General features: G+C 64.2%; 31 protein-coding genes and 1 tRNA gene. 12 read left to right on the top strand and 20 right to left on the bottom strand.

Annotation, left to right across the window (positions count from 1 at the left end; translation table 11 throughout):
• Positions 1–27: 27 nt before the first annotated feature.
• From OB905_13115 to OB905_13070, 10 genes are all read right to left on the bottom strand, one after another.
• Positions 28–2,010 (bottom strand): hypothetical protein, encoded by a 1,983-nt coding sequence (locus OB905_13115; GenBank protein ID MCU4926908.1) that lies wholly within the window; start codon positions 2,008–2,010, stop codon positions 28–30.
• Positions 2,007–2,243 carry a hypothetical protein gene (locus OB905_13110; protein MCU4926907.1) on the bottom strand — a complete coding sequence of 79 codons (237 nt, stop codon included), beginning with the start codon at positions 2,241–2,243 and terminating at the stop codon, positions 2,007–2,009. The genes OB905_13115 and OB905_13110 overlap by 4 nt, the downstream gene beginning before the upstream one ends.
• A 201-nt stretch (positions 2,244–2,444) precedes the next feature.
• Positions 2,445–2,624: a hypothetical protein gene (locus OB905_13105; protein MCU4926906.1), complete on the bottom strand. Its 180-nt coding sequence runs from the start codon at positions 2,622–2,624 to the stop codon at positions 2,445–2,447.
• The gene (locus OB905_13100; protein MCU4926905.1) at positions 2,617–3,279 is read right to left on the bottom strand and encodes a hypothetical protein; all 663 of its coding nucleotides are present in this window, start codon (positions 3,277–3,279) and stop codon (positions 2,617–2,619) included. Before OB905_13100 ends, OB905_13105 begins: the two co-directional genes overlap by 8 nt.
• A complete protein-coding gene (locus OB905_13095; GenBank protein MCU4926904.1) occupies positions 3,272–3,490 on the bottom strand; it encodes a hypothetical protein in 219 nt (72 codons plus the stop codon). The genes OB905_13100 and OB905_13095 overlap by 8 nt, the downstream gene beginning before the upstream one ends.
• Before the next feature lie 28 nt (positions 3,491–3,518).
• Positions 3,519–3,764: a hypothetical protein gene (locus tag OB905_13090; protein MCU4926903.1), complete on the bottom strand. Its 246-nt coding sequence runs from the start codon at positions 3,762–3,764 to the stop codon at positions 3,519–3,521.
• Positions 3,757–3,993 (bottom strand): hypothetical protein, encoded by a 237-nt coding sequence (locus tag OB905_13085; protein MCU4926902.1) that lies wholly within the window; start codon positions 3,991–3,993, stop codon positions 3,757–3,759. The genes OB905_13090 and OB905_13085 overlap by 8 nt, the downstream gene beginning before the upstream one ends.
• 99 nt (positions 3,994–4,092) lie before the next feature.
• The gene (locus OB905_13080; protein ID MCU4926901.1) at positions 4,093–4,389 is read right to left on the bottom strand and encodes a hypothetical protein; all 297 of its coding nucleotides are present in this window, start codon (positions 4,387–4,389) and stop codon (positions 4,093–4,095) included.
• Positions 4,386–4,511: a hypothetical protein gene (locus tag OB905_13075; protein ID MCU4926900.1), complete on the bottom strand. Its 126-nt coding sequence runs from the start codon at positions 4,509–4,511 to the stop codon at positions 4,386–4,388. The genes OB905_13080 and OB905_13075 overlap by 4 nt, the downstream gene beginning before the upstream one ends.
• 168 nt (positions 4,512–4,679) lie before the next feature.
• Positions 4,680–4,751: transfer RNA gene (locus OB905_13070), tRNA-Ala, on the bottom strand.
• 270 nt (positions 4,752–5,021) lie between these two features.
• On the opposite strand from OB905_13070, the gene OB905_13065 reads away from it, so the two are divergent.
• From OB905_13065 to OB905_13050, 4 genes are read left to right on the top strand one after another with little or no spacing between them, the layout of a single operon-like run.
• The gene (locus OB905_13065; GenBank protein ID MCU4926899.1) at positions 5,022–5,489 is read left to right on the top strand and encodes a 30S ribosomal protein S15; all 468 of its coding nucleotides are present in this window, start codon (positions 5,022–5,024) and stop codon (positions 5,487–5,489) included.
• A gap of 6 nt (positions 5,490–5,495) precedes the next feature.
• Positions 5,496–6,683, top strand: a complete 1,188-nt coding sequence (locus tag OB905_13060; GenBank protein MCU4926898.1) for an exonuclease — start codon at positions 5,496–5,498, stop codon at positions 6,681–6,683.
• Positions 6,680–7,030, top strand: a complete 351-nt coding sequence (locus OB905_13055; GenBank protein MCU4926897.1) for a KEOPS complex subunit Pcc1 — start codon at positions 6,680–6,682, stop codon at positions 7,028–7,030. The genes OB905_13060 and OB905_13055 overlap by 4 nt, the downstream gene beginning before the upstream one ends.
• A complete protein-coding gene (locus OB905_13050; GenBank protein ID MCU4926896.1) occupies positions 7,023–7,664 on the top strand; it encodes a 30S ribosomal protein S3ae in 642 nt (213 codons plus the stop codon). Before OB905_13055 ends, OB905_13050 begins: the two co-directional genes overlap by 8 nt.
• A 135-nt stretch (positions 7,665–7,799) precedes the next feature.
• Here the strand turns inward: OB905_13050 and OB905_13045 are convergent, their stop codons facing one another.
• Entirely contained in the window at positions 7,800–8,240 is a 441-nt protein-coding gene (locus OB905_13045; GenBank protein MCU4926895.1) for a plastocyanin/azurin family copper-binding protein, read from the bottom strand.
• A gap of 170 nt (positions 8,241–8,410) precedes the next feature.
• On the opposite strand from OB905_13045, the gene OB905_13040 reads away from it, so the two are divergent.
• The 4 genes from OB905_13040 to OB905_13025 are packed head-to-tail and all read left to right on the top strand — an operon-like array spanning position 8,411 to position 11,453.
• Positions 8,411–9,394 (top strand): hypothetical protein, encoded by a 984-nt coding sequence (locus OB905_13040; GenBank protein ID MCU4926894.1) that lies wholly within the window; start codon positions 8,411–8,413, stop codon positions 9,392–9,394.
• Complete coding sequence (locus OB905_13035) at positions 9,391–9,903, top strand: hypothetical protein (GenBank protein ID MCU4926893.1); 513 nt, start codon at positions 9,391–9,393, stop codon at positions 9,901–9,903. The genes OB905_13040 and OB905_13035 overlap by 4 nt, the downstream gene beginning before the upstream one ends.
• 49 nt (positions 9,904–9,952) lie before the next feature.
• The gene (locus tag OB905_13030) at positions 9,953–10,678 is read left to right on the top strand and encodes a hypothetical protein (protein ID MCU4926892.1); all 726 of its coding nucleotides are present in this window, start codon (positions 9,953–9,955) and stop codon (positions 10,676–10,678) included.
• A complete protein-coding gene (locus tag OB905_13025; GenBank protein ID MCU4926891.1) occupies positions 10,671–11,453 on the top strand; it encodes a hypothetical protein in 783 nt (260 codons plus the stop codon). The genes OB905_13030 and OB905_13025 overlap by 8 nt, the downstream gene beginning before the upstream one ends.
• A 28-nt stretch (positions 11,454–11,481) precedes the next feature.
• On the opposite strand, the gene OB905_13020 is transcribed toward OB905_13025, so the two are convergent.
• From OB905_13020 to OB905_12995, 6 genes are all read right to left on the bottom strand, one after another.
• A complete protein-coding gene (locus tag OB905_13020) occupies positions 11,482–12,621 on the bottom strand; it encodes a hypothetical protein (GenBank protein MCU4926890.1) in 1,140 nt (379 codons plus the stop codon).
• Between the two features lie 276 nt (positions 12,622–12,897).
• A complete protein-coding gene (locus OB905_13015; protein MCU4926889.1) occupies positions 12,898–13,200 on the bottom strand; it encodes a hypothetical protein in 303 nt (100 codons plus the stop codon).
• A gap of 118 nt (positions 13,201–13,318) precedes the next feature.
• Entirely contained in the window at positions 13,319–15,385 is a 2,067-nt protein-coding gene (locus OB905_13010; protein ID MCU4926888.1) for a PAS domain S-box protein, read from the bottom strand.
• 163 nt (positions 15,386–15,548) lie between these two features.
• The gene (locus OB905_13005) at positions 15,549–15,824 is read right to left on the bottom strand and encodes a DUF3006 domain-containing protein (protein MCU4926887.1); all 276 of its coding nucleotides are present in this window, start codon (positions 15,822–15,824) and stop codon (positions 15,549–15,551) included.
• Positions 15,821–16,873, bottom strand: a complete 1,053-nt coding sequence (locus OB905_13000; protein ID MCU4926886.1) for an MBL fold metallo-hydrolase — start codon at positions 16,871–16,873, stop codon at positions 15,821–15,823. The genes OB905_13005 and OB905_13000 overlap by 4 nt, the downstream gene beginning before the upstream one ends.
• 80 nt (positions 16,874–16,953) lie before the next feature.
• Positions 16,954–17,289 (bottom strand): hypothetical protein, encoded by a 336-nt coding sequence (locus OB905_12995; protein ID MCU4926885.1) that lies wholly within the window; start codon positions 17,287–17,289, stop codon positions 16,954–16,956.
• 226 nt (positions 17,290–17,515) lie between these two features.
• Between OB905_12995 and OB905_12990 the strand changes: the two genes are divergently transcribed.
• Entirely contained in the window at positions 17,516–19,558 is a 2,043-nt protein-coding gene (locus tag OB905_12990; protein ID MCU4926884.1) for a cation:proton antiporter, read from the top strand.
• A 75-nt stretch (positions 19,559–19,633) separates the two neighbouring features.
• Positions 19,634–20,266, top strand: a complete 633-nt coding sequence (locus OB905_12985; GenBank protein ID MCU4926883.1) for a tRNA (cytidine(56)-2'-O)-methyltransferase — start codon at positions 19,634–19,636, stop codon at positions 20,264–20,266.
• A gap of 78 nt (positions 20,267–20,344) precedes the next feature.
• Here the strand turns inward: OB905_12985 and OB905_12980 are convergent, their stop codons facing one another.
• Positions 20,345–20,689 (bottom strand): hypothetical protein, encoded by a 345-nt coding sequence (locus OB905_12980; GenBank protein ID MCU4926882.1) that lies wholly within the window; start codon positions 20,687–20,689, stop codon positions 20,345–20,347.
• Between the two features lie 292 nt (positions 20,690–20,981).
• On the opposite strand from OB905_12980, the gene OB905_12975 reads away from it, so the two are divergent.
• Both OB905_12975 and OB905_12970 read left to right on the top strand, forming a co-directional pair.
• The gene (locus OB905_12975) at positions 20,982–21,272 is read left to right on the top strand and encodes a hypothetical protein (GenBank protein MCU4926881.1); all 291 of its coding nucleotides are present in this window, start codon (positions 20,982–20,984) and stop codon (positions 21,270–21,272) included.
• Between the two features lie 68 nt (positions 21,273–21,340).
• A complete protein-coding gene (locus tag OB905_12970; GenBank protein ID MCU4926880.1) occupies positions 21,341–21,505 on the top strand; it encodes a type II toxin-antitoxin system PrlF family antitoxin in 165 nt (54 codons plus the stop codon).
• A 7-nt stretch (positions 21,506–21,512) separates the two neighbouring features.
• Here the strand turns inward: OB905_12970 and OB905_12965 are convergent, their stop codons facing one another.
• Together OB905_12965 and OB905_12960 are read right to left on the bottom strand one after the other, a co-directional pair.
• Positions 21,513–22,181, bottom strand: coding sequence for a nucleotidyltransferase family protein (locus OB905_12965; GenBank protein ID MCU4926879.1), 669 nt, complete (start codon positions 22,179–22,181; stop codon positions 21,513–21,515).
• Positions 22,178–23,449, bottom strand: coding sequence for a molybdopterin molybdotransferase MoeA (locus tag OB905_12960; protein ID MCU4926878.1), 1,272 nt, complete (start codon positions 23,447–23,449; stop codon positions 22,178–22,180). The genes OB905_12965 and OB905_12960 overlap by 4 nt, the downstream gene beginning before the upstream one ends.
• Positions 23,450–23,527: the final 78 nt, after the last annotated feature.

Genomic DNA, 23,527 nt, shown 5'->3' with positions numbered 1-23,527 from the left:
TGGAAGAGTGTTGCCACTCAGCAGGCCTTAGCGAAGTGACCGACCAAGGACAAGCACGGATCCGCCAGCTGTCGTGAACGGATGCTGATCTTCGCGGCGCTCGGAACCAACCTGGTAGGTGAAGTCCCCGGAGATGAAGCGGGCTGCGACGTTCGCTCCAGTGTCGCGGGCGGCCTTGAGGCCGGCCCGAAGCACGCGACGCAGCTCGTACTCGGAGTAACTACCGGTGAGTTCAGCGTCGATCTCGTCGTAGCGCTCGGAGAGGTGAACGCCGTGCCGGCGCGCCCACTGAGCGAGCGGGGAATCGCCGGCGATCTCGTCGTTGGCGTCGACGATCGCCTCGATGCCGTCTTCGACCCACTCGGTGACGTCCTCGAGTGCCTCGAACACGTCTTCGACTTTGCTTCGGACGACGTCGTCGGCGAGATCGTACTTGCCACGACCAACCTTGTCGATGAGCGTCCCGAACTTATCGACGGCGCGGTAGACGCTGCTCGAGGAGGCGTCGGCCTCGTCGACGATCTGCTGGTAGTGCATCTGACCGCCGTCGGCCAGCGCCCTGATCACGGCGCGATCGGTCGACGTCGTGTCGTCGCGAGCGAGTTGCGCACGCGTGAGGTCCTCCTCGGCCTCGCGAAGCTCCTCGGTCGGATCGGCGTGGACCGGGATATCGCGCTCTGACTCGGTGACGTCCCAGTACTCGTCGGGGACGTACACGGTGGGATCAGCGCGAAGCGGTAACTCGGCTGCGTTCAGCGCGAACATGAGGTACTCGTCGAGCTCGTCGCGGAGGTCCTCGAAGTCGTAACCCTCTGGATCACTCCAAGGAATCGCGTTCCCGCCCAGGTAGTCCGAATACTCCTTGTTCCACTGGACCTCGATCTTCGGCTCCGCCGTGGGTCCGCCCTGCTTCTCGGGATTCTTCATCAGATAGCTCTTCAGTAGCTTCCCGACCTCGTGGCCGTTGGACCGGTAGAGCTTCCCGAGCGAGGTTTCGTTCATCGCGACGGCGTGACGGTGGCCGATTATCTCCTCGTTGTCCCACTTGTACTCGCCGCGGCCGCGCCGGACGCTCGAAAACTGCGAGAGGCGATCCATCAGCGCGCCAGTCTCGACGACCTGCTTCTCGACGATCTCGCGGATGCAGCGCACGTAGAGCTCAAGGCCGGTGACGCGGGAGTGATCGTGGAGGTTGTCGGGATCGAAATAGGCGGCGTCGATGTCGATCTGACGCATCAAGTCCTGCAACACCTCGAAGATCTCCGCGGGTGTGACGTTCGCGCTCTCGACTTGAACGCGAACGCCCTCGGGGAGATCTGCGGGCATCGATTGGATTCGCTCGCCGGTCTCGACGTTCACTGCCTCGGGCAGCGAGGGACGGAATTGAAAGTTGATGCGCTTGCGCCCGACGGCGTCGTCGGCGACGACGTTGACCTGATACTCGTAGTACGCATCGCCGGCGTCTCCAGGGCGCGTCTCGATCTTTCCCGGCCAGTACTTAACCTTCTCTTCGTCGTGATTCAGCTTCCACGTATCACCAGCCGAGTCGAAGGTGCCGACGTCGTCTTCGCCGTCGTCGCCCATCTGACAGTGATCGAACTGCGAGACGATCGCGAAATACGGCGCCATCCCGTCCTGCGAGCCACGCAAATCACCGAGGCCGGGAACGAATAGGAACTGGCCGCCGAACTTGTGGAGTTGGGGATCGATCAGCTTGCGTGCGTCCTGGACGAACGACGCGGGCTTTTCGCCACAGCGTTCCTGTGAGTGGTGACGGCGTTCAGCGACGACAGTCCGGAACTCGGTCTCGCAGAACCGACAGACCGAGCGCGCGTCGGGCTCGTCGACGTCGTCCTCGTCGAACTCGAGCTCGACGCTGCCGTCAGCCTGGTCGCCGCCAGCGGTGGGAGTGTCCTGGTCGATCGCGCCGCCGACGCTATCCTCTTCGGCGCCCATCGGCTCGGCGGCCTCGAGGAGGTCGAACTCGTCGTCGACGCGATCGTCGCTCACTCGTCGTCACCCCCATCATTCGCGAGGAGGCCCGACAGGACATCTACCGGATTCCAGTAGGTCGCTGTCTCGCAATTGTAGCAGACGTGCTTGAACGACGTGCACTCGGAAGCGTCGATCGCGTCGGGATCGATCTGCGGGTGCTGGCCGACCTCCTGAGGACGGACGTGTTTGACCTTGGTCTGCTTGCAGCTGGTGCAGATCGCGTCGAAGGGGATGGTGGCACCCGTCATCGGTCGCCCTCCGTTTCTTTCACGCCGGTTTTGTCTGACCTCTCACGGTCAGTGGCCGCGTGTAGTGATGGGTAGACCCCAATCGCATCGTCGTTCATATAGCGCAGATTATCGTAGCAATCTGGGCACATCCGTTCTCCTGCACAGAATTCTCCGTGACGATGGCACTCTCTCTTCCCCCACGGAAATTGCTCAGTCCCGTCACTCGGCATCTCGCTCACCTCCCGGGTGTAGTTCGCGGACACACTCGACACAGAGATTCCCGGCGATCCGGGCAACCCCTTCAACTCCGAACTCTTCACTATCGTCTCCGACCTTTCCGCATCGCGCACACTCACGGATTCCGACGACCTTGATTCGGTCAATGCCGTTCTCAGACATTTCGATCACCTCCCGTGCGCACGTTGCTTCCGCCGTCGGCGATCGCGTAGTGCCCGAGGTCAGCCTGGCCGGGTGGGTGGTAGGTGTCAATCTCCTCACGGAGCCATCCCATCTGGTCTCCGTTGCCGCCGAGGTCGTCCGACCGGAACGGGAACGCGACGTGCCGGAGTTTCTGAAGTTGCTCTTCGATGTGGCCCACGTAATCCTCGCCCGCCAAGACGACGTAGTGAGTGTGGATCGCCTGGAAGGACGCGAAGAGGCTGATTGACTGGGATGTCTGGACGGACCACTTCCCGGCCTCGTAGTCGCCGATGTAACTGTCTGAACTCGGTTTCAGCGACGCGTCGTAGGCCTCAATCTCCTCGTCGGGTTGGAGAAGTCCGTGTTCCGCTGAGAGAATCCGCCACTTGTTGCAACACTCCTCGGCGTACTCGCGTTTGAGCTGGAAGTAGTTCGATGTATAGAGGTCTTTTGCGGCGATCGTCTCGCCAGGATCGAGCTCGACCTTTGCCTTTCCGCAGCCGACGAGGGCGATCTGGGGCGTCGCTACGCAGTCGTAGCAGTAGTGACCATCCTCGCGGGAGAAGGCGCTCTCCAGACCGCCATCCGGCGGAAGTAGGCCGTCGCAACCGATGCAGCGGGCGCTCTCAGACATCCCGATCACCTCCCTCCTTGTCTGTCACGGCGAATCGGCGGTACAGTTTCCCGAGTGTCGGATTGATCGCGAGCAGCCCGCCAGCGAAAAACATCAACATCAGCACGTTCCCTGCGGATTCCTGATCGACGCCCACTTCGACGAGCGTCAGGAACGCAAGCATCCCGGCGATCGCGCAGAGCATCGCCATGATATAATCGACTGCGCTCATTGGGACCCCTCCGATCGGTCAGTGACGCTCACGAACGTAGCACCTCCACACGACCGGAGATCTTCTGCAGACCGTGCTCGCGGATCTCGATCACGTCGTGTTCGGTCCACTCGGCGGGGACTGAGTCGTCGTCCACAGACTGGACCTCGTGACGAACGTCCGCGCAAGCGCCGCCGTAGTGCTCGATGACGACGCGGTGCTCGATCTCGTTACTGCGGCGGTCGTAGGACGTGAATGGGTACTCCGACCAGCGGGCGATGACGTCGCTACTCATCCCAAGGAACCTCCGTTAGAGCCTTGGTGTACGATTTACTGAGCGCGAAGGCCTGTGCAGCCAGGAACACAAACATCAGGATTCCTCCAGCGATAAAACCGAAGAAGAAACCATCCAACCACGTCGGGTCTGAGACATCGAATTGCATCGCGTACGAGATGGCAAGTGCCGTCAGAAGTAGGCCGCCAACTACGTACATCCCGACGAGGTTCGTTTCGTTCTCAGTCATCGCGCTCACCTCGGTTGGCCTCGAGGTCGCGCAGCGCTGGGTGGGAGACCGCGGTCCGACTCTCGACGTCGTAGAACTCGTTGGCGGGAACGAACGCGGTCACGCGTCCTCACCTCCGTCGGTCGCGATGACGCGAGATTCGACGGCAGACCGCACTCGCGTCGGGAGATCTTCGAGTGTGCTGTTGAACCGGGTCGGATCGTCGAGCGGGTCGGCGAGGACGACCTCGAGGCCGGCGGCCGAGCCCTGCGAGAGGCGTTCGGCAGTATCGCAGCGCCGGCACCGGTGTGCGACGTCGTCCTGATCGCCGTAGCCGCGACGGAACTCAGGGGTAACGTGACTCTCACACTCCTGACAGCGCTTCGCGCCTACCGGATCGGAATCGAGACGCATCATGGCCGGCACACCCCCTCGTCGAGCGCAGGACAGTCTCGTTCTGCTGTCTCGATCGTGGTCCCGCAGTAGGCACAGACTGGGAGGTACTCGACGCCGTGCCGGGAGACCTCTTTAAGACTCATGCGGACCACCTCCCTCTACTGACCGCTCGAGGGCGTCGAGGTGCGCAACGGTCCGTGGTGGACTCTCCTAAAAATGGACGACTCAGAAATGGGGATTCGGCGGTATTCGTGGCGAACAGCGTTCCTACTGTCGGTTTCGGAACCCTCGGAAAACCACTTAATTTCGAGTGGACTCGCCGGGATTTGAACCCGGGGCCTCTCCCATGCCAAGGGAGTGATCTACCACTGATCTACGAGCCCGCACTACAAACACTGCTTTCCTTCGGGTATAGATAAACCCCACGAATCGGCCGGACTACGAGACGGAGGCGCACGGCCGACGGAACCGAGGTAGAAACCCTTTAGTCGCTGAGGCGGGAGGCTCAGATGGGAAGCGCACGGCCGCAACTCCGACCTGTCCCGTGTCGTCTCGCACGCTCGTGTGGGCGGTTGCGGGCTTGGGATTGCGGAAGTGCACGACTTCGACGAGAGTCGGATGTACGGCGGTCAGTGCGATTCCTATCCTCACTAATGGCACGAATGCACACCCGCCGTCGTGGCTCGTCCGGATCGGACAAGCCGACGGCAGACGAACCACCGGAGTGGAGCGACGTCGACCCCGAGGACGTAGAGTCGCGGGTCGTCGAACTGGCAGAGCAGGGCTACGACCCGAGTCAGATCGGGATGAAGCTGCGCGACGAGGGCGTCACCGGAACCCCGGTTCCGGACGTCTCGCTCGCGACCGGCAAGAAAATCACCGAGATCTTAGACGAAAACGACGCCGGCACCGAGCTTCCGGAGGACCTCCGAAAGCTGATGGAGCGGGCGATCCGCCTGCGAGAGCACGTCCAGGAGAACCCCCAGGACGCCCAGAACAAGCGCTCGCTGCAGAACACGGAGTCGAAGGTGCGTCGACTGGTCGCGTACTACCGCGGCAACCAGCTCGAGCCCGAGTTCACGTACTCCTACGAAACGGCGAAGGACCTGCTCGAGGAGTAAGTACGCATGTCCGCCGACGGTCGCCTCGCACCAGCCCCGATCGCCGACGCGCTCGAGAGCGCCGGCTTCGTCAGGCTGCTCGCACGACCGGACGGCGACGCAATCGCCGCAGGCGGCCTGCTCGCGACCGCGCTCGCAGACGGCGGCGTGCCGTTTCAGGTGTCCGTCGGCCGGCCAACAGAGAGGTCGTTCGGAAACGGTGAACCCGACCGCGAGAACGGTCAGTCCACCGGCTCCGAAGACGACGTCGTCCTTCGAATCGGACGCTCGAACGTCGATTCGCCGGCGCTCGACCCGACAGCGGGACCCGTCTCTCTGGCGGCCTGGGAACTGGCACGGGAACTCGGCGGAGCGCCCGATCCCGTACTGGCACTCGCCGGCAGTGTCGCCGCTGGCGTCGACCCCGGCGCCGCCGAAGTCGAGGCGCTGCTCGAGGCGGCCCACGAAGCGGGTACGATTGAGCGCCGTCCCGGCGTCGCGGTACCGACAGCGGACCCGATCGACGGCCTCGCACACTCGACACGTATCCGGGCTCCGTGGTCCGGCGACATCGAGGCGACGCGCGAGGCATTTTCCGACGCGGTCGCAGACGATCCGGAGTCGGATGAGACACACCGTGCCGTCGCCTCGCTGGCCGCTATCGACGCGGTTGCGACAGACGGCGCGACCGACCGGGCCGCACGCTCGGTGTCGACTGCCGTTCGACCGTACGCGACGCTGTCGGCACCGTTCGAGACGGTCGGCGGGTATGCCGACGTTCTCGATGCGGTCGCCCGAGTCGAGCCCGGAACCGGCGTTGCGCTGGCGATGGGACACCAGGCCGCAGAGCCGGCGCTTACAGCGTGGCGCGCCCACGGTCGGCGTGTCCACGCCGCCCTCGACGGGGCCCGGACCGGCCGATACGACGGCCTGTTCGTCGTCGACGTCGACGACGGCTCGGTCGAAAGCGTCGCTCGGCTGGCGGCCGACTACCGGTCGCCGGAGCCGGTTACGCTCGTAGTCGGCGACGGCGAGGCCGCGTTCGCGGTTCGAGATGGCTCATCCGTTGGCCCGATCTTCGCGGGGGTCACCGACGAACTCCGCGAGGGTGACGTCGAGTGCGAGTGCGATCCTGGCAGCCGAGGCGGACACGTACGATACGACCGAGACGGCGACAAGCAAACGCTCATCGACGCGACGAGGGGAGCACTATGACGCCGACCAGACGCGCGACGATTCGGACGGCCCACGACGACCCCGAGGCCGTCGCCCACGCGCTCGCCCCCGACAACACCGCCGAGATGGTGACGACCGTCGAGGGCGGCGAGGAGACCGATTCCGTGACCGATCGAACCGAATCCGACGGCGCGGTGGTCACGCGGATCGACCGCGAGACGACCGCCGGACTCCACGCCACAGTCGACGACTACGTCGTCAATCTCGACGTCGCAACGCGAGTCGCACAGCACGCAACCAACCCGGCGGACGGAGAGGCGGACGCGACCGACGCGACCTCGACCGCCGCCACAGAGACCAACACAGACACGACACACAATGAGTGAACGATCAGTTTCACGTGCGAAACAGGAGAAGCGGTGGTACACCGTCCACGCACCGGAGCAGTTCGACCGACAGGAACTCGGCGAGACCCCTGCGGACGAGCCCGAGAAGGTGTACGACCGAACCATCGAAACGACGCTTGGCGAACTCACGAACAACGCCAGCGAGAACAACACGAAGCTCACGTTCAAGATTACGGACGTCGGCAGCGACGCGGCATACACGGAGTTCAAAGAGCACGCGCTCACCCGTGACTACCTGCGATCGCTGGTTCGACGTGGCGCCTCGAAGATCGAGGCCTACGTCACCGTCCTGACGACGGACGACTACCGCGTCCAGATCCAGCCCGTCGCCTTCACGACGAAAAAGGCCGACGCGAGCCAGGAGAAGGCCATCCGCGACCAGATGGTCAAGATGGTCAAAGAGGCCGCAGCCGAACGCGACTTCGAGGAACTCATCGACAGCGTCGTCGAAGGACGCCTCTCCTCGGCGATCTACGGCGAGGCGAAGACGATCTACCCGCTGCGCCGCGTCGAGATCCAGAAGACGACCCTCGAGGCTCGCCCCGAGGAAGTCGCCGAAGAGGAGGCGACCTCCGTCAGCGTCGACGAGGACGACGTCGCAACCGACGACTAACGGTTTCGAAGACGACGATTTTTCGCGACGAGACGGATACCACCGCGGCTGTCGGGTAGCACCGCAGTCAGGAAAGCGTTCGTCGTTCGCTCGCCGAACGTGAGTAGCTGACAGGATTGCTGGTCGCAGAGCGGTCTACTCGACGTGGATGGTGCCGATCATACCGCCTTCCTCGTGGGGAAGACAGACGTAGCTGTACGTCCCAGGCACGTCGAAGGTGTGCTCGAACGTCTCCTGCGTGCCGAGCCGCCCCCCTCTGGAGCCCCAGAACTCCTCGAAGGCGGTGTCGAAGTCGTCGTATCCCCCGGTTGCGAAGTACTCCGCGCCCTCCTCTTCGAACCGAACGTTTTCGTAGGCCGTGACTGTGTGGTCTGCCTCGCTGGTGTTCTTCCAGACGACGGTGTCACCAGCGCTCACCGTGTACTCCTCGGGGACGAACTCGGTTCGGGTCATCCCGATGTCACAGTTGTCTCCGTCGCAGGGCTCACTATCGAACGCGCTCAGAACGGTCGAACAGCCCGCCAGGGCAGCCGTGGACGCGCTGGCAAGCCCAGCGAGGTAGACGCGGCGGTCCATATCGACCGTTAGGACAGGGGCGATATAACGCCCGCGATTTGTCCGATTCGGCGCACTCGAACGCACCCGCTCCTTGGCCAGGGTCCACCGTGTCCGCCCTACGTACCAGCAGTGGTCGCACACGCAAGGGAAACCACGACAACGCCGACTAGTGTGGATAGGTCCGGATAATGACACTCGGCTACGGAGAGGATGGCTTCGACGAGGATTCACACCCGCCACCTGCCGGATCCGTCTCCGCCGGCCGCGCGGATGCGTCGCCGCGCGCAATTCCAGACGGTGGACAGGTGGTCGAGTCCGACTCTGCAGAGGGCGATGACGACGAACCGGAGAGTGAGTCTGCAGCGGACGACGAGAGCGAGGACGAGGCGGAAGACGGCGAGAGCGCAAGCGAAGACGAGGCAGAAGACGAAAGCGAAGACGAGGCGGAAGACGAAGGCGAGGAGAGCAAAGACGAAGGCGGCGGGAGTGAAGAGAACGAGGAGGACGAGTACCACGTCGAGGATGCCGAAGACGTCTACGAAGGCGACGACGCATCAGGCGTCCTTCACCTCGACCTCGACGGACTCTTCTTGGATCTCCTCGGTCTCGAGGTGAACCTGAATCCAGTGACCCTCGACGTCTCGGCGCGGCCAGGCGAGAGCAACCTGCTCGGCAACCTCCTCTCGACCGTGACCGGACTGCTAGACGGACCGAGCACCGTGGCAGATCGCGTCAAGTCGATGCTCGGGAGTGCCAAATCCCTCCTCAAAACGCCGCTATCGTGGCTCCAGGGGCTGAAAGACCGGACCGTGGGCGGACTTCGAAATCTCGCCGGAAAGCCAATGTCCTGGCTGCAGTCGCTCCTCGGGGCACCCGCGTCGCTGCTCGGCCTCGGATCGGACGAGGGAGAAGAGAGCGAAGCCGACGAAGAAGCCGCGGAGGACGAGGAGGCCACGGACGAGGAAGACACCGGGGAGGAGAGCGATCGACCGTCGATCCTCGGCCGGCTCAAGTCCGGGCTCGCCGGACTCGTGCCGGGGTTCCCGCTCGAAGAGATCATCGCTACAATCGTCAGCAGCGCGCTCGAACAGTTACTTGACCAACTCGAACCGGAAAACGAGGCCGAGACGGACGCCGACGCCCCCGCAGAATCTCAGGAGGCCCACTCATGAGTGACCAGACATTGACACAGCGGATCGACTACGAGAAGATCACCGAGAACATCGACGTCGACGAACTCCTCGAAGGGACGCAGTGGGAGGGTGAAATCGACGAGGACGAACCGCTCGGCGCCGCCCTCGGCGCACAGGTCGGCGCACTCGTCGGCCGGAAGATCGGCGAGTCCCTCGGCCGCACGTTGGGGTCGATGCTGGTTGAGGAGCTGTTCAGCGACGACGATGTGGAAGCCGAGGAGGACGAAGAGGCAGCCGAGGGTGAGGAGTCGGCAGAAGACGAAGAGGCCGGCGACGAAGAGCCCGACGACGATACAGAAGGCGAGGAGTCTGGAGAGGATGAGGAGGCGGCGGAAGACGAGGAGTCGGAATCGGACGCTGAGGAGGGGACGGACGAGCAAGAGGCCGACGACGACGCAGACAGTGGCGACGACGAGACAGACGACGCGAAGGGATCGGAAGCATCAGACGAATCGGACGACGATGGGGACGAGGAAACGGAGGAATAACCCGTGAGGACGGCTCTGCACCGCAGCCGACTGCGACGAGGTGGGACCGATGAGTGACGCAACCGGGCTGAAAGCGCTCGTTGTCGAGGAAGTCTCCGAACAGCTCACGGTCGACGAGCTACTGGGCGACGGGTCGGTCGGGGACGGCATCGACGGCGCCGAACTCGGTTCGGCGGTCGGGCGCCGACTCGGCGAACAGCTCGGACGCCAGCTCGGCGAGGCGATCGGCCGGGAGATCCACGAGACGATCGAACGCGACGACGAGGAGCGCCGGGATCTCGAGACACTTCGAGCCGACCTCGCGCAAGCGGTTCGGGACGCGATCGGCGGCGTCGTCGAGGACGCCAGCGAGGAGCTCGAGATCGGCGACGATAGCGGAGAATCAGACGCTGAAGCCGACGAGGAATCAGACACCGAGGCCGACGAAGCGGATGACGGTAGTACCGACTCTGCCGAGGACCAGTCGCTGTCCGATCAAGAAGCCGAAAGCGCGGCGTCACAGGATGACGACGAAGGGGTGGAGTCAGGTGAAGAGGGGACTGACAAAGAGAGAGCGGAGTCGGACGACGAGCCGTCGGCCGACGACCTCGAGGGACTTCGCCGCGAGACGCTCACGGAGTTTCTCTCGATCATGTCCTACTCGGATATCCAGTCGGTCGCCAAGGACGTCGGCGTGAAGGCAAATCTCAGTCGCGAAGAGATGACCGAGCGGATCGTCGAGGAGGTAAGCGAGTCGACGGACGAACTCGCGACCGCGGAGGGAAACGGTGAGTGATGCAGATCGGCTCGCCGAGATCCTCTCGGCGGTCAGAGACGAGCTGGCGAAATCGGATTCCGACGAACCGGACGTAGATTCAGACGAGGCCATCGAAGACCTCGATCTCGGAGCGCGCGCGAGCGAGGTTCGCGACATCGTTGAGCACGAGCCGGGCGCAGCCGTCGATGCCGTTGGATTGGGTGAGTCGTTCGAGGACGACAAGACGGAGTCCATTCCAGCGGCAATCGCCCGCGGCTCCCCGGATCAGGTTCGGGAGCTTCGAGCCATCGCGCAACTCGCCTCGCTCGCCGACGAGTCGGGAGCATCCGACTCCGAGGTGGCAGCCCTCGCCGAGACACTCGGCAGCGCGGATGGACGTTCAGACGAGTCCACAGCGGACGAACCGGCTGACGAGGGATCAGGGCTCGAGCAACTCCTCTCGACGGCTGGCGACGACGTCGAGGCGCTGGGGGATGAACTCGACTCCCTGAAGAATCGACTGGTCGACCTCAGAGATGACGGAGCCGAGTCCGAGGCCGAAGACTCCGCGGACAGCGAGGTCGAAGCGGACGACGGCGACGTCGAATCGGGTGACGTTGACGCCAAACCGGACGACGCCGAAGAAAGCGAGCGGGAGGAAGACGCCGCCGACGAGGACGGGTTCCTCGGCGACACGCTCTCGGGTGCGGACGACTCAGCCGGCCAATCGAGCAGGCATTCGACGATCCCGTCGTCCGATCGCGCCGACATGCGCGCCGTCCGCCGTCACTCGACGATGCCACGCAGAGAGTAAGCCGAGCGTAGCTGTGAGACTGGCGATGCTACAGGCGCCGGAGAACGAGCACCGCGGCGATCAGGGCGAGTGCGGTCGCACCGAGGGCGAATCCGGGCGTCCGGTCGTCGTCACCGGTGTCGTCCCCCTTCTTCTCATCGTCGCTCTTGTCATCGCTTTGTAACTCGTCGATCGTCTCGTTTTGCTCGGCGATGGTCTGTTCTAGATCTGCGATGGTGTCGTTCTGTTCGGCTATCGTGTTGTCCTGCTCGGCGATGGTATCGTTCTGTTCGGATATCGTGTCGTCCTGCTCGGCGATGATGTCGTCTTTGTTATCAATCATCTTGTTCAGCTCGTCGATCGTCTGGTTTTGGTCCTCGAGATCCGTCTGGAGGGTTTCAATTTCGGATTCGAGATCCGCCTTCTCAGCTTGCAGAGAGCTAATTTCCTCCTCGAGATCGTCGATCTCTGCCTCGAGGTCCGCGACTTCACTATCGTGTGAGTCTTTGAGGTCGTCGATCTCGTCTTCGAGGTCCGCTTTGTCGGCTTCGAGGGTGCTGATCTCGCTCTCGAGGTCAGCGACTTCCGTTTCTAGGTCGTCGATTTCGTCCTCGAGCTCGGCGGTCTTCTGCTGTTCTGCGTGGAGATCGTTCTCCAGGGAGACGACCGCGCTCTCGAGTTCGTCGACGTCTTTGAGCGCAACGTCCGAACCCTGGCGCTCGATAGTCACGTTCCACTCCTCTTCGGATTCGCCATCCGCGGTGAGCTGGATGCAGGCGTAGCCGTCCTCTTGGGGCCACAGCTGGAACTGAGCTGGGGCGTCGCTCTGGAGCCCCTTCAGGACGCCACGGTCGACGTTGATGTTCTCCTCACCACGAACCTCGTACTCGATAGTCGATCCATCCCGGTCTGCTTCGTCGTGGACGAAAATATCACCCGAATCGGTCTCTGAGACGGTGTCGAGCGTGATCGTCACTGGCTGGTCCTCGTAGAGACGGACGTTCGCGCTAGCGTCGTCGTCCGCATCGTCGAACGAGCCCGAGTAGGATCCCTCGGAGACCACGGGGGCACCGAATCCACAGCGATCGGATTCGAAGTCATCACTTCCAGTCGTCATCCCGGCGACGCCGACCACCGAGATCAGTGACAGTGCGACCAGTGCGGCCATCAGGTGTGCGGCTCTGGACATAGGCCACATGCACCGAAGACAATAATGTTCTTTGTCTGCTTTCTACGAAACTGAATTCGGGGTGATGGTATTACGTGTTGATCTGTTGTAAGTACGCTTCTTCCGCAAAACCGAGGCGTTCGGACGATCACAGGACATCGCTCGCTGGAAAATAACAGCTTTTGATATGTATATCAAATTGATAAAACCATCTGCGGCGCTGCAAGCACCGATCGACGGATCCGACGTTCGAAACGTCGTGACGTCGTTGCCGAGGGGTATGGGCGTCGCCGCCTGTTACTGGGCGCTCGTTGCCTCGGCCCGGGGGACATCCGTCTGGACTGAGAGCGGACGCACGTCGACGCTACCGTCGGCGTCAACGGTGACCTCGCAGTCTTCGTACTCGAACCTAATCGTTCCCGTCGACCGGGTGGCGCCGCCGCTGGTGGGTTCGAAGAGTGAATCGAGGCTTTCCGGGTCCACGACCCCAAAAAGCGGTTCGAGTTCCAGGGGATCGGTGTCAGTCTCCGTAGCAACTGCATGCACGACTCGCTGACTGACCGGAGCCGACTCCGTCGGAGTGAACATCGTCTCTGACATTAACGATCATTCGTACACGGTGGACGGGGGTATGCGTTACCGATATCATTCTACCGTCGCAAGTACGGTGATACTATGATGATAGCCATCTTACCGTCAGCGGCGACTACCGCCCGTCTTAGAGCTGGTCGGGGTCGTCGTAGATCATCGAGAGCAACCGCCGCTGGCTCGTACGGAGGTGACGGCTGACTGTCGGCTGTGCGATCCCGAGAAGATCGGCGAGTTCGCCCGATTTCGTTTCCCGGGGCCAGTCGAAGTAGCCCGCGTAGTACGCGGTCTGCAAGACCTCGTTTTGTCGGTCGGTCAGCCGCTCGCGAAACTCGACGCCGAACTCCTCGGGAGTCAACACCGGCTCCTCGTACTCCCGTCTGGCGACGAGTTCGACCTCGTCGACGTATTCGCGAAGGAGGCTCCCGAACGACCGGGCGTCTGCACTGCTCGGGATCCGGATCACGACCCGACTCGACTCGACCGCGGCGGTAGCGTCCCGAACGGTGGCACCTCGCCGGAGGAGTTGTGCCCAGACCGTTGCGTCCGAGAGCGTCGCCTCGATCAGTGCCGTCTCCGTACGCTCTGAGAGGAGCTGTACGGCCTCGACCTCCGGTCGGTCTGTGGCCCAACTGTCGATCCAGTCGCCCGCTCCATGGGGAACTGCAACGAACATCGTCACGGTACCGTCGGGACGCTCGACGAGATTTTCGAGCTCGACCGATCCGCCCGCCCGCTCGGGTAGGCCAAGCAGCGCCCCGTCGCCGACGATATCGAACGCGAGTTCGATCGACCGGTCGCTGGTCAGTGCCTGCTTTCGCTCGGTTGCGTTGAGCGCGTAGCCGATCGTCTCACCGAACTCCTGGAGGGCGGCCACTTCCATCCGATCGAATCCGTTCGCCGTACCTGCATACAGCGAGAGGACCCCGTACCGCGTCTCGCCGTAGACGATCGGGACCGCGATGTGGGCGTGGTAGCCGCGCTCGATCGCCGCCTGGCGCCACGGCTCGAACGGCGGATCTCGGTAGAGATCGTCGCGCACCTGTACCTCGCGCTCGACGATCGCTTGCTCGACCGGCTCGCCGCCGGGCTGTCCGTCGTCGAGGACCGCGAGGTACTCCGCTGCGCCCCCGGCGGCGGCTTCGGGTTCCACCGCGCCGCTGGCGGGGTCGACAGAGCCAAACCAGGCGGCCTGGTACGACGACGCCAGCCGGGTACAGATCGCCTCGAGCATCTCCTCGCGGTCGGTCGCGTGCGTCAGTACCTTCGTCAGGTCGCGGATGACGTCGTTGGTCCGCCGAACGCGGTCGAGAGACTCGGTCTTTGCTGCGAGCTGGTCGCGCTGGTTGCGCAGTGTCCCCTCCCGGTCGACACGCTCTAAGGCGGAGTAGGTGTTTCCAACCAGAATGCTGGCCGTATCGGCGTCCTCGTTGTCGAACGCGTTCGGCTCGGTCGAGCCAGCGACGAGGACGCCGTGGGAGCCAAGCGGGTAGCAGATCGCGCTCCGAAGGGGCGTCGCGTCGGCAGCGTCACCGAGATCGTTCGCGATCGTCGGCTCCTGGTTGACGAACGTTTGCCAGGGGAGCGACTGGTCGGCGCCGAATAGCGTCCCATCATCGACGAGATCATCGACTGCCGACGTCCACGTGTATGCGTCGAGTTGGCCTGCGTTGGCGTCGTAGCGTTCGATTGTCACCAGCGGATGACCGAGCGTCAGCTGTGCGGCGGTGGTTGCTCGCTCACAGACTGCTTCGACCGATTCGGCCCCACTCAGGTCCTGGGCGAGCCGATTCAACTCGGCCAGGCGGCGTTCCCGGCGCTGTTGCTCGCTCGCGTCGCGCAGGATACCGGTGAGATACCGCGTTCCACCGTCTTCGAACTCGCTAATCGAGATGCTAACCGGAATCTCTCGACCGTCGCGGTGAACTCCTAAGAAGCGAATATCGTCCCAGTCGAACGCACGTTCCCCAGTCTCCCGGTATCGAGCCAGTGCGTCGCGGTATACGCGCGCGTCATCCTCCGCCATGAGATCGAAGAGCGAGCGGCCGACGAGCTCCTGGGGTTCGTAGCCGAAGAGTCGCTCGATCGCCGGGTTCGCGTATCGAATGGTGCCCTCGACGGTGATCGTGACGATCCCATCGCGGGCACACCGAGCGATCGTCCGGAAGTGTTGTTCCGGATCCGGTGGCGTCGACATATGTACCCGACCCACCGCGAGGTTCTTGGGTGTTTTTCTCCCCAGAAATCGTCTGCCTCAACGGCCAATAGAGCCCTCATACCGGGGACGAACACCGGAGTTAACCATGTGTTTCTCGTCGAAACAATGCGTATAGACGCGGGCAAGCCGTCGCGTCTGCTCATCACTCAGTGTCTGAGAGATCTCGAGAGAGCCGGTCAAGGCGCTCACGGACGGTTTCGCGTCGCTTTTCGGTCGCCTCCGACCGGTATTCGGCCGCCTCGAACGCGCCGTCGACAACCGTGACCGCGAGCACCCCGCCCGCCTCGCGCGCTGGCTCCGGAAGTCGGTCTGTGGCAACGTCGAACTGCTCGGTCACCTCGCCGTCTTCCTCGATCAGAACGACCGCCGTCTCGCCGTCGACGATCCGATCGACCGTCCCGCGAAACTCCCCGTTCATCCGATGAGGGTAGACGCCGAGGCACCATCAATGATTCTCGACGCGAGCGGGGTCGAATCCATCGCCGGTGCGCTTGGGGGTGGCGTGATGGCGGGCGATTCGTCCTCGTCGTCGGGCGTTTCGTCGAGCAGGTCGGCCGCGTCGGTCGAGAACGACTGGCTCGTCGAGACCTCGATCGACTCGCCGTCGGTCGTGAGGACGATGTCGCCGTGGACGCCGGTCCAATAGGTTTCGATCCCGCGGTCGGCAAAGCGTTCTACCACGTCGTCGTGTGGATGACCGTACTGGGAATCGTAGCCACTCGAGATCACCGCGATCTCGGGATCGACCGCGTCGACGAAGTCGGGCGTCGAGGACGTCGCGGAGCCGTGGTGGCCGGCCTGATAGATGTCCGCATCGATCTCGTCACCGCGCTCGTCGACCAGCCGCTCCTCGGCGTCGGCTTCCGCGTCACCGGTCGTCAGGTAGCGAACCTCACCGAACTCCACGACGAGGGCGACGCTGTTGTAGTGGAGGTCGCCGCCCGACTCGCCCGACGGCGGGTTGACGACGTCAGCCGTGACCGCCTCATCGTCGATGGGGAGGGTGTCGCCTTCCTCGACGATCAGGAGTTCGTGGCCGTACGCTTCGACCGCGTCGAGGTAGCTCTCGTAGGTCGCCGAATCGTGGGGAACGCCGGAGTCGTAGATCGCGCCGACACCGTCGTGCTCGGTCTCGAAGTGCTCGATAACCGCCGCGTGGCCACCGATGTGGTCTGCGTGCGCGTGGGTGGCGACGAGGTGGTCGATCCGGTCGATCCCCGCCGATTCGAGGGCGTCGATCACGTCGGCTCCGTCCTGGCGCCAGTCACCGGTGTCGACGAGGATCGTCTCGCCGTCTGGCGTGACGAGCAGCGTCGAGTCGGCTTGTCCGACGTCTACGTGGTGGATCTCGAGTTCGCCGTCGGGGACCGTCGCGTCGCTGTCGTCCTCGGGGACGCCACCTGTGCCCAGACAGCCGGCAAGCGCCACGAGAAAGACAACACAGCCGACGATCAGGGCTCGCCTCATACGTCACGCTCGGGGAGCCGACAGTTTACTGTACCGACTACGCGACGGACCGATCGATCGGGCAGTGACGGTAAGAGCTGTTAGTCGGACGAGGAGCCGGCGTGGGTGAGATGGCGACCGCGCTCACAGCAGTTGCTGATCGTCTCGTAGAGGCGTCGGTAGCAATCGGTGAGGTCGACGGTGCCCGGCGCACGCAGCCAGACGATCAGCGACCACATCACGCAGGTCGCGAGCGCGCCGACCGCAGAGAAGGTCATTCCGAGCGTCGAGAACGTAACGGCATAGACGCCACCGATCACCATCGATGGAATGCTCGTCGCGCGAGGGACGCGCGAGGCCTGATTTCGCAGCGTCGGGAGGAGAAACAGTACCGAGAGCATACTGCCGGTAAGGAAGACGAAATCTTGCCACGCCATTATCGGGTCACCTCGATCGTTGGGAAACGAGTTCGTTGTCTCATGCACTTCCGGATAATAGCTGGTTACGAAAGTACAAATCGGGCATTACGATAGGGGGGCGTCTCGTCGGACGGGCTAGATTGATACCGTTGGGTCGTGCTCTCACGAAGACCGCGAGGGTCGAAACAGCGCTCGTAGCGCGCTCTGACGGAGTCGCCCGAAATCGAAGAGGACGCTATCAGAGATGACCGCGATCCCGTCGTTACCGGCTGAAGATCCGCTTCTTATCTTCGGACTGGCGATGCTCGTCTTCCTGATTGCACCCCTCGTCCTCGGGCGGTATCGGTTGCCGGGAATCGTCGGCATCATCCTGGTTGGTGCAGTAATCGGCGAGAATGGCGTGGGGCTGCTCGCGCGCGACGAGACGATCGTTCTGCTCGGCGAAGTCGGCCTCGTCTACCTGCTGTTCGTGGCGGGTCTCGAGATCAACCTCAATCAGTTTTTAGAGGAGACAGATCGCAGCGTCGTCTTCGGGCTCGCCTCCTTTCTGATTCCCCAGATTGTCGGGACGGTCGTCGGCTACGCGCTGCTGGGTCTCTCGCTGCCGGCGGCGTTGCTGTTCGCCTCGATTTTCGCCTCCCACACGCTACTCGCCTATCCGGTCGTTGCACAACGCGGGATTACTGGCGACGAGAGCGTCACGGCGACGATCGGCGGCACCATCATCACCGACACGTTCGCGCTGTTGGTGCTCGCTGTCGTCGTCGCCCTCGCACAGGACCAGCTCGGCCCGGACTTCTGGTTGCAACTCGTCGGCGGGCTTACGGCCTTTTTCTTCGTGATCTGGTTTCTGTTGCCCGCGTTCGCCAGGTGGGTCTTCCGACGGGTCGGCGAGGAGAGTTACTTCGAGTTCCTGTTCGTGATGACGGTCCTGTTCGGTAGCGCCTACGCCGCACACGCCGTCGGCGTCGAGGCGATCGTCGGCGCCTTCCTCGCGGGGCTCGCGTTGAACCGGCTCGTCCCGAAGAGCGGTCCGCTGATGAATCGCGTCGAGTTCGTCGGCAACGCGTTGTTCATTCCCTTTTTCCTCCTGTCGATCGGGATGCTCGTCGACGTTCGCGTGCTCGTCAGCGGCCCACGGACACTGACGCTGGCCGGTTCGATGATCGTCATGGTGATCGTGACGAAGTACGTCGCCGCGTGGACCACCGCCCGCGTCTACGACTACTCCGCTGACCAGCTCCGAACGATGTTCGGGCTCTCGCTCGGCCAGGCCGCCGCGGCACTGGCCATCGTCCTGATCGGGAGCCGGCCCGACGTCGGGCTGTTCGGTGAGGATATGCTGAACGCCGTTATCCTGTTGATCCTGGTTACGAGCGTCCTGAGCCCGTCGATCGTCGATCGCTACGGCAGCGCACTCGCCCGCCAGCGACGTGAGAGCTACGATCCCGGTGCAGCGCCGGGACGCGTGATGGTGCCGTTCTCTCGGGGGTCGAGACACCGTCGCCGGCTGATCGACCTCGCCTTGCTCGTCCGCGGGGAGGAGTCGACGGAGCCGTTGTACGCCCTGAGCGTGGTCCGCCCCGGCCGGGACGCGAGCCGTGAGATCGCCTCGATCGAGGAGGCGTTCGACGACGTCCGTGAGTACGGCGCCGGGGCGGACGTCCCGGTTCAGGTACAGACCCGCGTCGCCCACAACGTCGCGACCGGAATCGTTCGCGCGGCACTCGAGAATCGCGCACGGACGCTCGTCCTCGGCTGGGATGGCGCCGCCTCTCGTCGCCAGCGGACGATTGGGACAGTCATCGACCAGGTGCTCGCGCGCACCGACCAGCTGACGCTCGTCGCTCGGGTCCGCGAGCCCCTCAACACCACCACGGACGTCGTGGTCTTGCTCCCGCCAGGAATCGGACACACCGAAGGCGTGCTCGGGGCCGTCCACACGATCGAGCAGCTGAGCGAACAGCTCGGCGCGCCGATCCGCGCGGTTGCGGTCGGCGGCGACCCCGACCGGTGTCGCCAGCTGTTCGAGGCGACCGAACCGTCGGTTCCCGCGACCTTCGAGCGCGTCGAGGGGTGGTCCGAGGCGCTCTCCCTGCTCGAAACCGAGGTCACCATCGATCAGCTGGTAATCGTCGTCAGCGCCAGGCGGGACGCGACCGGCTGGCAGTCGTCGCTACAGACGCTGCCCCGAAGCGTCGCGACGGCGGTCCCGGGGAACGTCATCGTGGTCTACCCGGCTGGCGAGGGTCGCGATGACGACCGCCAGTTCCTGCGCCTCGAGTGAGACGGTGAGCGTGACGCCGACGGAAACGAGCGCCGAATCCGAACCCACATACTTCCCCGACTCAGAAGACGAGTCATGGACGAGACGGTCGCTTCCGAGGATGCGCCGGCGGAGCTCGCCTCCGAGGAGTTGCCGAAAGACGGTCGAGAGGGGCACGCCGCAGCCGAGGTGGTCGTCCTTCGGCTCGGCCACCGGCCGGGCCGGGACGAGCGAATGACGACCCACGTCGGGCTCACGGCGCGCGCGCTGGGCGCCGACCGGGTCCTTCTCCCGGACAACGCTGGTCAGTCGGCCGCGACCGTACGCGACATCACCGAGCGATTTGGTGGCCCGTTCGGTGTCGAGCTGACGGACTCTCCCCAGGGCGTCGTGCGGAACTGGACGGGGGTCGTCGTCCACCTGACGATGTACGGCGAGCGCGTCCAGGACATCGAAGGCGCGATTCGGACGGCCCACCGTGAGGAAGCGCAACCACTCCTGATCGTCGTCGGCGCCGAGAAGGTTCCATTCGACGTCTACGAGGCGGCCGATTGGAACGTCGGCGTCACCAACCAGCCCCACTCCGAGGTCGCGGGGCTGGCAGTCTTTTTAGATCGGCTCTTCGAGGGCGCCCAACTCGAACGCGAGTGGGAGGGCGCCGACCGCGAAGTGATTCCCCAGGCGACGGGCAAGCGCGTCGAGCCGGTGGACAACGACCGCGAGGCCTGATCGCACCCACGTCGACTCGAAGGACGGGACCGCTACGGATGGCGGGGCCGAGGCGCAACAGATGGCGAGGCCGCAACGCTACGGGCTGACCAGCGAACGGCCTCGTTCGCCCTCTTCGAGCGCGCCGATCAGGACGCCGAAATTCGATCCCGGCTCGATCGCACCGCTGTCCTGGTCGTAGGCGACGACGTCAGCGTCGTCGAGTTTCGGGAGGTGCGTGTGGTGCAGCGAGATGTGGACGACGCGAATGCGATCTTCCGGCGGATCCTCGTAGGTGCAGTTGGCGATCAGCGCGGCAACTTCGCGGGCCGTCAGCGGCGACGAGAACTCCTGCATGAGCCGGAGGAGGAGTCGACGTCGGCGGTGTGAGAGCAGTGCGTACGCGGTGGTTTCCGAGAGGGGTGTGGACGCATCGGATTGCATGACATTCAGTCACACCAGTCAGTACCGGACGTATCAAGGGGGTGTACGGTCGTGGTTCGTTCAAACGCTCTCCGTTCGTTTACGAACGTCGTTCAAACGCTCCCCATCCGTTTATCATCGTTCTACACCGGTAATATCGTATTACCGTCGACACGGGCGGGCGGTTATGGGGGATCGCCGACTCATCGGGAGGTCATCCCAGCGGTGCTGACCGATCCCCGGAAATGGTGTCGCACGTTGCTTGGGCCCAGCAGTGGACAGGTATATGAGAGCGTGTCTCATTCTGGGAGATATGTGCCGGGAAATGAACAGAGAGCCCGCCTGGGTAGCCTCGATTCGACTCGCCTTCCTCCGGGGAGAAGTCGACGTCGCGGGCGTGATGGCGGAGGCGAATCTCGAACCCGGCCGCGAGCGAACGGTCGAAGACGTCCTCGAGACCCTCTGCGAGCGCGACCTGCTCGACGAGACCGCAGACGAGGGCCGGTACGTGCCGGGGCGGGTGCTGATCGAATCCGACCGCTACAATCTCGACTTCTCGAAGGCCTCTGACGGCGGCGCCCACCGGTGGCGCTCGACCGGGTAACCTGCCACAGAGAGCTACGCGAGGTCGTAGCGAAAACTATGTACTGACTACGCGAGTATCCACGGGCGATGGGCATACTCACGGACACGAAAATCTCCGAGAAGAACCTGACGACGGTCCCAAAACCCGTCCGAAACTTCCTCGACGTCGGCGCGGGCGACCGAGTCGAGTGGCACGTCGAGGATGGCCGGATCATCATCGAGAAGCAAGCCGGTGACGAGGGAGGCGAGTAACTGCACCTCAGGAGCTGTCCGCCAGGTCCGCAGGCGTGTCGATATCTCGTCTGACGCCGGGGTCGTCGACCGCCACCAGCGCGCCCGCCTCGCTCTCGAGTAACAGCTCCCGGCCACCGATATCTCCGTCGACGGCAGTGAGATCGTCGAAAAAGCGCGCGTCGAAGAGGACCGGATTGCCGCGCGCGCCGTCGTGGGCCGCGGCGAGCGCGTCGCCGGTACCAGCCTCGTAGCTCGCGACGAGCGCGTCGACGGTCGCCGGCGAGACGAACGGCATGTCCCCGAGCGCGATTAGGACGGCGTCGGCCCGGTTGCGGACGGCGCGAACTCCGACGCGAACCGAGGAGGCTTGCCCCGTTTCGTAGGCGTCGTTGTGTACGATCTCGACATCGAGATCGGCGAGCGCGTCGCGAACGTGGTCTGCCTCGTGGCCGACGACCACCGTGACAGATTCGACCCGCGCGTCGAGCAGCGTCCGGGCGGCCCGGCGGACGAGCGGTGCGCCGTCGTGGGTCGCGAGGAGCTTGTTTCGCTCTCCATAGCGGCTGCTCGTCCCCGCCGCGAGCAGAACGGCGGCGACGGTCGGGGTCGTATCCGAGCCCCCAGCCACAGCCGACTCCGGCGGCTCGACGACGGGAAGCGCAGACGAGTCAGCTGGCTCGCTCGGTTCCGTCATCGCTCGACGGCCTGGTAGGGAACGACGTCGACCGGCTCGCCCGCCTCGAGCGCAGTCTCGGTGAGCACGAATCCGTCCGCCCGGGTCGCGCGCGTACTCGAGGAAAGGACGCTGGGGTCGAACGTCTCGTCGTAAATCGAGAGCGCGGAGTCCCGGTGACCCAGCGGCATCGCCCGCCCCGCTGTGAGCGTGACGGGAACGGCATAGGCGAAGTCGGGATTCGGCAGCCCCACGTCGCGTTCGATCGTCGCCGGAACGGTCGGGAGAGCAGTCCCGTCGTCCGCGCCGTCAGCGGTGCTCTGCTCCGCGTCAGGCCCCGCGAAGAAGGGGCGCGCGACCAGCGTCGTCACCGTGTAGGCGCCGAGGGGTTTGCCAGGGATGGCGAACGCGACGGCATCTTGGTCCGGTAGCCGGGCGACGGCGATCGGCTTTCCGGGGCGCAGCGCGACGCGGTGGAAGAGCACTTCGCCGAGCGAGTCGAGGGCGCGGATCACGTAGTCTTTCTCACCGACACTGGTTCCGCCCGTCGTGATCACCACATCGTGGCGTTCCGCAAGTTCGGCGATGCGGTCTTCGACCACGTCATACTCGTCCGGGACGGTCCCCTCGTAGGCGGCCTCGTGGCCCCACGACCGAACCAGTCCCGCCAACATCGGCGAGTCCAGATCGCGCATCCGTCCCTCGTGGATCTCGGTTCCAGTCGCCAGCAGTACGGTCGAGAGCCGATCGCGGACGCGCACGGCCTCGACGTCGAGTTCCCCGAGCAGCAGGGCGTCTTTCGGGCCGAGACGCTCGCCGGCCTCGAACAGCACCTCGCCTTCGGCGACGTTGCTGCCTTCCTCGTAGACGTAGGTTCCCGGCTCCAGTGTCGGGCCGGAGAGCCGTTCGGTTCCGGTCTCGGGCTCCGTCTCGACGGTCGCCTCCTCGCGTTTGAGCACGACGTTCGCGCTGTCCGGAACTGGCGCGCCGGTGGCGATTCGCACCGCCGTTCCCGGCTCGACCGCGGGCGGCTCGTCCTCGGGGAAGACCCCGTCGACGACCTCGAGGGGGTAGTCGTCGGTCGCGTCGAAGGCAAAGCCGTCCATCGTGGCATGGCTCGCGGCCGGAATCGGCCGTGGGGCGGAGAGATCCTCTGCGAGCGTCCGTCCCGCAATCTCGTCGATCGAGACGCGCTCGGTCCCCAGTCTCGGCGTCCAGTCCGCCCGAAGCTCCCCAACGCGAGCCGCGGCTCGTGTCCAGGGCACCAGATCGGCGTGGGTGTCGCTCATGTCTGAGAGCGTGTGCCGTGGCTCCAAAGTCGTTCCGCCGCGCACTCGATGGCGCCTGCGATTGGCCACGTAGGACCG

The sequence above is a fragment of the Halobacteria archaeon AArc-dxtr1 genome (assembly GCA_025517425.1).
Lineage (GTDB): Archaea > Halobacteriota > Halobacteria > Halobacteriales > Natrialbaceae > Halostagnicola.
Note: the sequence above shows the minus strand (reverse complement) of the source record. Positions and strands in the feature narration are given on the sequence as shown.